1 protein-coding gene is annotated in these 741 nt (G+C 74.1%); it reads right to left on the bottom strand.

Annotation, left to right across the window (positions count from 1 at the left end):
* On the bottom strand, positions 1–741 hold a 741-nt coding region (locus QR78_RS30815), incomplete at both ends, for a HAMP domain-containing protein (RefSeq protein WP_048431447.1).

The following is a 741-nucleotide window of genomic DNA, read 5'->3' on the forward strand; positions in this document are numbered from 1 at the left end:
CTCGCGATGTTCGAGATCAGCCCGACCATGTCGCCGATCTTCGCCGAGGTCTGGCCGAGCGCCTGCACGAACTGCGTCGTGTGGTCGGCCTCCGACACCGCCTTCTGGGCGAGCTGCGCCGAGCCGGCGACCTGGCGGCCGATCTCCGAGATCGACGCGCCGAGTTCTTCGGCCGCCGCCGCCACCGTGCCGACATTCGTCGCCGCCTCCTCGGCCGCCGCCGCGACGCTGGTCGATTGCGCCGCCGTCTGGGTGGCGGTGGCGGTCATCGACTGGGCGGTGAGCTGAAGCTCGGAGGCCGAGGACGAGACCGCGCCGACGATGCCGCCGACCGCGGTCTCGAAGCCGTCGGCCAGTTCGGTCATGGCGGTCTGGCGGGCGGCGGCGGCGGCCGCATCGGCGATCTGGCGGCGTTCCAGGTCCTCGGCGGCCTTGCGGGCGACCATCGCCTTGATGCTCTCGACGGCGCGGCCGAGGGCGCCGATCTCGTCGTTGCGGCGGGCCTCGGCGATGGTGGCGTCGATCTCGCCGGCGGCCATGCGCTCGAGCACGGCGACGAGGCGCGAGAGGGGCCGCTGGATGTTGAGCATCAGCAGGATCGCGGCGCCGAGCAGGCTGAGCAGCATGGCGGCCCCGGCCAGGAGGCCGAGGCGGGTCGCCGAGTCGATCCGCTCGGAGGCCGCCGTCATGGCGGCCTCGGTGAGGCGGGTGGCGGTGGGGGCGGGGTTTCGGGTCGCCGGG

Source organism: Methylobacterium indicum (genome assembly GCF_001043895.1).
GTDB classification, from domain to species: domain Bacteria; phylum Pseudomonadota; class Alphaproteobacteria; order Rhizobiales; family Beijerinckiaceae; genus Methylobacterium; species Methylobacterium indicum.